We start from the raw sequence: 7,419 nt of genomic DNA, 5'->3' as shown, positions 1-7,419 counted from the left end.
GGGTGCATGTGCACCCCGGCCGCCGCCGTGTGTGCGCCCGTGCGTTGAGCCGCGGCCGTGAGCCGGTTCCGTGCGCCCCCTCCGACCTCCCTCTTCTCCCCATTCTCGGCAGAAGGGGCGCACGGGGCGCACCCCCGGGAGAGGATTGTCAGTGGCTCCCGGTAGCGTTTCGGTGAAAACGAGGAGCGGGCGGGCATCGGCGGAAAAAGACCATGTGCGGTCAGCTGCTGCGGCACGCCCCGGAAAATGCCGTATCCGCTGCAGGCCATGGCGAGGCGGCATGGAGCGTCGGAGACAAGGAAGGACGGCGAACTGCCGTGTATCGCTGGGAAATCACCCGGGCCGCACTGGCGCAGCGTGTTTTCGCCATCGTCCGCAGCCGGACGTATGACGAGGCCAGCGCCACCGCCGACACCCTGCTGTCGGCGGGCATCACCAGCCTGGAGATATCCCTCACCACCCCGTTCGCCCTGGAAGCGGTCACCACGCTCACCCGCGAGCTGGGCGACGACGCGGTCATCGGCGCCGGCACGGTCCTTGACGCGGCATCGGCCAGGATGGCGGTCGACGCGGGCGCCCGGTTCCTGGTCTCGCCCAGCCTTGACGCCGAGGTCATCCGTACGGGCCACCGCTATGGCGTCCCGGTGTTCGCCGGGGTGGCGACGCCGACCGAGATGGTCCGCGGACTGGAGCTCGGGGCGGACGCGCTCAAGCTGTTCCCCGCCTCGGCACACGACCCGTCCTGGCTGGCGGAGGTCCGTGCCTCGCTGCCGCAGGTGCCGGTGCTGCCGACGGGCGGGGTGACGGTCGACAGCGCACCGGAGTGGATCGCCGCGGGTGCCGTCGCCGTCGGCATGGGTGCGGCGCTCTCCGACGGTGACCGCGACACCGTCACCAAGCGTGCCGCCGATCTCCTCACCCGACTTGAGGAGGCCGCTCCGGACCGCCTGATGGCCCGAGGCGCCGCGGACTTCTGAGGGGTTGAGGGAGGGGAGGGGCTTCCTCAAGGGGAGGCGCACGCCAGGGGGTTCACCCGTGCCCGGGGCTCTGCGACGCTGAGCGCTTCGATCATGCGGCCATGCCGTCGCGTACCGGAGTCACAGGAGCCCCCATGAAGCGCGCCGCCACCCTCTCCGCCCTCGCCTGTCTGCTCGCCGTGACCGCCGCCGCACCGGCGGCCTCGGACACCCCCGCCGCGGTACGCGAAGCCGCCACGGTCAGGGCCTTCACCTCCACCTCCGCCGGAAAGGCCTCGGCCCTCGATGCCGTCCCCCGGCGCGGGGTGCTGCGCGTCTGCACCACCGGCGACTACCGCCCCTTCAGTCACCGTGACCCCGCGACCGGTAAGTACCGCGGCGTGGACATCGAGATGGCCGGGGATCTCGCCAAGAGCCTGGATGTCAGGCCGCGTTATGTGGCCACGACCTGGGCGGATCTCGTCGGCGATCTGTCGGCCGGACGCTGCGACATCGCCATGGGCGGGGTCTCGGTGACCCTCCCGCGCGCCCGCTCCGTGTACTTCAGCGAGCCCACCCGCACCGACGGCAAGACGCCCATCGTCCGCTGCACGGACAAGGACAGGTACCGGACGCCGGCGCAGATCGACCGGCCCGGAACGCGCGTCATCGTCAACCCGGGCGGCACCAATGAGGAGTTCGCCCGCACCCACCTCCACCGGGCCGCCCTCACGGTCCATCCGGACAACACCACGGTCTTCGACGAGATCATCGCGGGCCGCGCCGATGTGATGATGACCGACGCCAGTGAGACCCGCTACCAGGCCAAGATCCACCCCGAGCTCTGCTCCCTCCACCCGGACAAGCCCTTCACCTTCTCCGAGAAGGCCTACGCCCTGCCCCGCGGCGACGACGAGTTCAAGGCGTATGTGGACCAGTGGGTGCACCTGGCGACCCACGACGGCACGTACCGGAAGTACGAGGAGGCCTGGATGAAGTAGCCGGGAGGGGTCTCGCGGGTCAAGGGTGCCGCGTGCCGTTTTGGAGGGGCGGCTCTCATATCGGGGCGGGTCTTCGGACGTAGCGCGCGAGGCGGAGGGTGAGATGGCCGGTTCGGGGCGGGCGAGTGCGGTGTTCGACCGCCGCCACGGCCCTCGGCCCGGCCCATCGTCACCGGCGGCTTCTCCATCCAGTACGTGCGCCCGGCGCTCGGCCGCACCCTGCGCGCCCGCGCCGAAGTCGTCCAGGCCGGCCGCCGGCAGGCCGTGTGCCGCTGCGAGCTGACCATGCTCGACGCGGAGGGGACGGAGAGCGTGTGCGCGGTGGCCCAGGGCACGGCGATGACACTCAACGGGCCTGCGGGCGGCGGTGAGGGCTGGGACGGACACGTCCCAGCCGGCGCCCGTCGCCGCTCAGTCCTCGGCTGCGGCCGTGGTGCCCTCGGTGCCGTGGGACGGTGCGCGGTGGCTGAGGACGTTGATGATCCGGCCGTTGGGGTCCTTGACGAAGAAGCGGCGGACGCCCCACTCCTCGTCCTGGAGGGGGCGGATGATCTGCGCCCCGGCGGCCACGACGGCGGCGTAGGCGGCGTCCACGTCGTCGACCTCGATGCTCATGTCGGGGGTGACCGGGGCGGACTTGTCGTGGGTCATGAAGGTGAGCTGCGCCGTGGGGTTGGCCGGGGAGGCGAGGGTCATGACCCAGCCGAGGTTCATGACCTCCTCGAAGCCCAGCAGGCCGTAGAACGTGCGGTTTTTGTCGAGGTCGTCGGAGTGGATGTCGGGGACGACGCGGCGTACGGGCATGGGCTCCTCCGGGACGTGCGGGCGGTCGGGGCACGGGCGGGCGCCCGGCCCGGTGTGCGGTCACGGCTGTCCGAGGCCGAGTGTTCCGGCGTACGGGCCGGGTCGGGGTACGGGCCGGGTCGGGGTCGAGTATCGCCGTGTACGGGCAAGACCTCGCCCGCCCACGCCCACGCCCACGATTTCCCGGGCCGGCCCGGCCCACCGGAACCCACCGCATCCCCCGCCATGTCCGGACAATGTGACCTCCGGACTTCCCGTCATCTGTCGGGGCGGATACGCTCGCGAGCGTGGGGAAACGCGATACGGAACAAGCCCTGGGTGCCGATGGCCCGGTCCAGTTCAGCGTGGACCGGAGCAGTCCGGTCCCGTTGTACTTTCAGCTGTCCCAGCAGCTGGAGGCCGCGATCGAGCACGGGAAGCTGGCGCCCGGGAGTCTGCTCGGCAATGAGATCGAGCTGGCCGGCCGGCTGGGCCTGTCCCGGCCGACGGTGCGGCAGGCGATCCAGTCGCTGGTCGACAAGGGCTTGCTGGTGCGCCGGCGCGGTATCGGCACCCAGGTCGTGCACAGCCAGGTCAAGCGTCCGCTGGAGCTGAGCAGCCTCTACGACGACCTGGAGGCGGCCGGGCAGAAGCCCGCCACCCGGGTGCTGCGCAACACCACCACCGAGGCCGACGCCGAGGTCGCCGCCGCGCTCGGGATCGCCGAGGGGGCGGAGGTCGCGCTGGTCGAGCGGCTGCGGCTGGCCCATGGTGAACCCGTCGCGCATCTGCGTAACCACCTCCCCGCCGGGCTGATCGAGCTGAAGACCGCCGACCTGGAGGGGACCGGGCTCTACCGCCTGATGCGGTCGGCCGGTATCACCCTGCACAGCGCCCGGCAGGCCGTCGGGGCCCGTGCCGCGACCGTCGAGGAGGGGGAGCGGCTCGACGAGCCCGAGGGGGCCCCGCTGCTCACGATGCAGCGGACGACCTTCGACGACACCGGGCGCGCGGTCGAGTTCGGCTCGCATGTCTACCGGGCGTCCCGCTACGCCTTCGAGTTCCAGCTGCTGGTACGCCCCTGAGCGGAGTGGGGGGAGCGGGCGCGGGGTGCGGTGAGCCGTACCGCCCCGAGGACTTTCCGTGCCGGTCATCGTGCCCTTCCGGGCGAGCCCCTGCGGGCCGTGATGCCGGGAATATCACGCTATGCAGGTCCGTCGCGACCGGGCTTCGTCATAATGTTCTGACAAACCATTGACGTGGCTCCGCGCGCGCCGTTACAAACTCCTCCAGCCGCATTCCGGCGGCCGGGAGAAAAGGCGGTCCCACGATGATCGGCGTGCGCACGACTGGCCCCCGCACTGTCCACGGCGTCGCGCCGCGCGGCACCGCCGCCTTAACGGCGGCCGTCGCGCCGGCCACCGGATGCGGCGCCGCCGGCAGGCCGGCGCGCACCGGGCCCGGCCCGGACACCGAGAAGGACCGACCACATCTCACCGCGTACGCCGGGCCAGACACCCGGTGCAGCCCCAGGGAAGACGGGACCCCATGAACCGGGACAGATCACCGGTAACGGATACTTGGCCGGTTGGGCCCGGCCGTCCGGCGCCGGTGTATGACACCACAGAGCAGTCAGCCGGCCCAACCGGACAGCGAATACAACCAACGCAGCCGACACGGCACGATCAGCGGGAAGGGCGAGTCCTCGTGGCACGGGTTCGGAGAAGGGGACGCGTCATCGGCGCCGTGCTGGCGGCGGCGCTGGGCGCCTCCCTGGCGGGGTGCAGCAGCACCGGAGGTCTGCGCGCCGAGCAGGAGCGGGCCGCGCAGGCCGCCGGCGGCAAGGCCGCGGTGAACACCCCGCGGTGGACGTTCGCGATGGTCACCCACTCGGGAGACGGCGACACCTTCTGGGACATCGTGCAGAACGGCGCCCAGCAGGCGGCCGTCAAGGACAACATCAAGTTCGTCTACGGGCACGACAAGGAGGCCCAGCGGCAGAGCCAGCTGGTGCAGTCCTATATCGATCAGAAGGTCGACGGGCTGATCGTCTCGCTGGCCAAGCCCCATGCGATGAAGGACGTCATCGCCAAGGCCGAGAAGGCCGGTATCCCGGTGATCACGGTGAACTCCGGAGCCGAGGAGTCCAAGGCGTTCGGTGCGCTCAGCCACATCGGGCAGGACGAGAAGGTGGCCGGCGAGGCGGTCGGCGAGGAGCTGAACAAGCGCGGCCGCAAGAAGGCCCTGTGCGTCCTGCACGAGCAGGGCAATGTCGGCCATGAGCAGCGCTGCGACGGCGCGGAGAAGACCTTCAAGGGCGATCTGCAGAAGCTGTACGTCGAGGGCACCAACATGCCGGATGTGCAGTCCTCCATCGAGTCCAAGCTCCAGTCGGACAGCGGCATCGACGCCGTCGTGACGCTCGGCGCGCCCTTCGCCGCCACCGCCGTCAAGGCCAAGGAGCAGGCCGGCAGCAAGGCCGAGATCGACACCTTCGACCTCAACGCCCAGGTCGCCACCGGTCTGAAGGACGGCTCCCTCGGCTTCGCCGTCGACCAGCAGCCCTATCTCCAGGGCTATCAGGCCGTCGACCTGCTGTGGCTGTACAAGTACAACTCCGATGTCCTCGGCGGCGGCAAGCCGGTGCTCACCGGGCCCCAGGTGATCACCAAGAAGGACGCCGCCGCGCTGCAGGAGTACACGAAGCGGGGGACCCGATGAGCGACACCGCGGCACCGCCGCTGCCGCCCGCCGGACCGGCCGGGAGCGGAGGCGACGAACGGCTGCTGCACCGCTCCCTGGTCCGCCGGCTGATGGGCCGCCCCGAACTGGGCTCCGTCGTCGGTGCCGCCGCGGTCTTCGTGTTCTTCTCGATCGTCGCCGAGCCGTTCCTGCGGGCGTCCAGCCTGTCCACCGTGCTCTATGCGTCCTCGACGATCGGGATCATGGCGGTGCCGGTGGCGCTGCTGATGATCGGCGGGGAATTCGATCTCTCGGCCGGTGTCATGGTCGTCAGCTCGGCGCTGATCTCGTCGATGTTCAGCTACCAGATGACCGCCAACACCTGGGTGGGCGTCGGGGTGTCGCTGCTGGTCACCCTGGCCATCGGGGTGTTCAACGGGGTGCTGCTGACCCGTACGAAACTGCCCAGCTTCATCATCACGCTCGGCACCTTCTTCATGCTGACCGGCCTCAACCTCGGCTTCACCAAGCTGATCAGCGGCACCGTCTCGACGAAGACCATCGCCGACATGGAGGGCTTCGACTCGGCCCGTACGGTCTTCGCCTCGCATCTGACCCTGGGCAGCGTCGACATCCAGGTCACCATCCTGTGGTGGCTGGCGCTGGTCGCGGTGGCCACCTGGGTCCTGCTGCGGACCCGCGTCGGCAACTGGATCTTCGCGGTGGGCGGCAACGCCGATGCCGCACGGGCGGTCGGCGTCCCGGTGACGAAGACGAAGATCGGCCTCTACATGGGCGTCGCCTTCGCCGCCTGGGTCTCCGGACAGCATCTGCTGTTCTCGTACGACGCGATCCAGTCCGGCGACGGCGTGGGCAACGAGTTCCTCTACATCATCGCCGCGGCGGTCGGCGGCTGTCTGATGACGGGCGGCTTCGGCTCGGCGATCGGCGCGGCCGTCGGCGCCTTCATCTTCGGCATGGCCAGCAAGGGCATCGTCTACGCGCAGTGGAATCCGGACTGGTACAAGTTCTTCCTCGGCGCGATGCTGCTGCTCGCCACGCTCCTGAACGCATGGGTCCGCAAGCGGGCGGAGGAAAAGGCATGACAGCGCTGGTCGAGCTGACCGACGTCAGCAAGTACTACGGCAACGTCCGGGCCCTGGAAGGCGTCTCGTTGGAGGTGCACGCGGGCGAGATCTCCTGTGTGCTCGGCGACAACGGCGCCGGCAAGTCCACCCTGATCAAGATCATCGCGGGGCTGCACCGGCACGACGCCGGCTCGTTCACCATCGACGGCGAGGAGACCGCGCTCGCCAGCCCGCGGGAGGCCCTGGACCGCGGTATCGCCACCGTCTACCAGGACCTGGCCGTGGTTCCGCTGATGCCGGTCTGGCGGAACTTCTTCCTCGGCTCCGAGCCGACCACCGGCGTCGGCCCGTTCAAGCGGCTCGACGTCCGGACGATGCGCGAGACCACCCGTAGCGAGCTGCTGCGGATGGGCATCGACCTGCGCGATGTCGACCAGCCCATCGGCACCCTCTCGGGCGGCGAACGGCAGTGCGTCGCCATCGCCCGCGCCGTCTACTTCGGTGCCAAGGTGCTCGTCCTGGACGAGCCGACCGCGGCGCTCGGCGTCAAGCAGTCCGGTGTCGTCCTCAAGTACGTCGCCGCCGCCCGGGACGCCGGGCTCGGCGTGGTGTTGATCACCCACAATCCGCATCACGCCTATCTCGTCGGCGACCGCTTCGTGCTGCTCAAGCGGGGGACGATGGCCGGCAGCCACGCCAAGTCGGAGATCGCCCTGGAGGAGCTGACCCGTCAAATGGCGGGCGGCAGCGAGCTGGAACAGCTCAGTCACGAGCTGGCCCGCACCGCGACCCCCGAATTCCCCGGCGGTCACCGGCCCGAGTGATCTCCACCGCGCCCCGCGCAGGCCCCGGCCCGCGCGGGGCGCGTTACTCTCTGTCGCGGTGCGCGGGACGGTGCGAGTGATGCAC

The 7,419-nt window shown here is 70.3% G+C and carries 7 protein-coding genes; 6 read left to right on the top strand and 1 reads right to left on the bottom strand.

From position 1 onward, the window contains the following. The first annotated feature begins 317 nt into the window (after positions 1-317). Positions 318-977: a bifunctional 4-hydroxy-2-oxoglutarate aldolase/2-dehydro-3-deoxy-phosphogluconate aldolase gene (locus tag ACFW5B_RS17710; RefSeq protein WP_386439882.1), complete on the top strand. Its 660-nt coding sequence runs from the start codon at positions 318-320 to the stop codon at positions 975-977. 134 nt (positions 978-1,111) lie between these two features. Further along, positions 1,112-1,957: a transporter substrate-binding domain-containing protein gene (locus ACFW5B_RS17705; protein ID WP_386439880.1), complete on the top strand. Its 846-nt coding sequence runs from the start codon at positions 1,112-1,114 to the stop codon at positions 1,955-1,957. A 411-nt stretch (positions 1,958-2,368) separates the two neighbouring features. On the opposite strand, the gene ACFW5B_RS17700 is transcribed toward ACFW5B_RS17705, so the two are convergent. Next, on the bottom strand, positions 2,369-2,761 hold the full coding sequence (locus tag ACFW5B_RS17700) for a VOC family protein (RefSeq protein WP_386439878.1): 393 nt from the start codon (positions 2,759-2,761) through the stop codon (positions 2,369-2,371). 344 nt (positions 2,762-3,105) lie between these two features. Between ACFW5B_RS17700 and ACFW5B_RS17695 the strand changes: the two genes are divergently transcribed. The 4 genes from ACFW5B_RS17695 (at position 3,106) to ACFW5B_RS17680 (ending at position 7,334) form a co-directional block, all read left to right on the top strand. Beyond that, entirely contained in the window at positions 3,106-3,825 is a 720-nt protein-coding gene (locus ACFW5B_RS17695; RefSeq protein WP_386439892.1) for a GntR family transcriptional regulator, read from the top strand. A 652-nt stretch (positions 3,826-4,477) separates the two neighbouring features. Continuing rightward, complete coding sequence (locus ACFW5B_RS17690; protein ID WP_386439890.1) at positions 4,478-5,461, top strand: sugar ABC transporter substrate-binding protein; 984 nt, start codon at positions 4,478-4,480, stop codon at positions 5,459-5,461. Then, on the top strand, positions 5,458-6,528 hold the full coding sequence (locus ACFW5B_RS17685; RefSeq protein ID WP_386439876.1) for an ABC transporter permease: 1,071 nt from the start codon (positions 5,458-5,460) through the stop codon (positions 6,526-6,528). Before ACFW5B_RS17690 ends, ACFW5B_RS17685 begins: the two co-directional genes overlap by 4 nt. Further along, positions 6,525-7,334, top strand: a complete 810-nt coding sequence (locus tag ACFW5B_RS17680) for an ATP-binding cassette domain-containing protein (protein ID WP_386439874.1) — start codon at positions 6,525-6,527, stop codon at positions 7,332-7,334. Before ACFW5B_RS17685 ends, ACFW5B_RS17680 begins: the two co-directional genes overlap by 4 nt. Positions 7,335-7,419 lie beyond the last annotated feature (85 nt).

This window comes from Streptomyces sp. NPDC058773 (genome assembly GCF_042746015.1).
GTDB lineage: Bacteria > Actinomycetota > Actinomycetes > Streptomycetales > Streptomycetaceae > Streptomyces.
This window is presented reverse-complemented; position numbering and strand designations above follow the sequence as displayed.

Bases quoted from the DNA above. Each gene is read 5' to 3' on its own strand.
- ACFW5B_RS17705 (WP_386439880.1), top strand. From the start codon at position 1,112: ATGAAGCGCGCCGCCACCCTCTCCGCCCTCGCCTGTCTGCTCGCCGTG.
- ACFW5B_RS17700 (WP_386439878.1), bottom strand. From the start codon at position 2,761: ATGCCCGTACGCCGCGTCGTCCCCGACATCCACTCCGACGACCTCGAC.
- ACFW5B_RS17685 (WP_386439876.1), top strand. From the start codon at position 5,458: ATGAGCGACACCGCGGCACCGCCGCTGCCGCCCGCCGGACCGGCCGGG.
- ACFW5B_RS17680 (WP_386439874.1), top strand. From the start codon at position 6,525: ATGACAGCGCTGGTCGAGCTGACCGACGTCAGCAAGTACTACGGCAAC.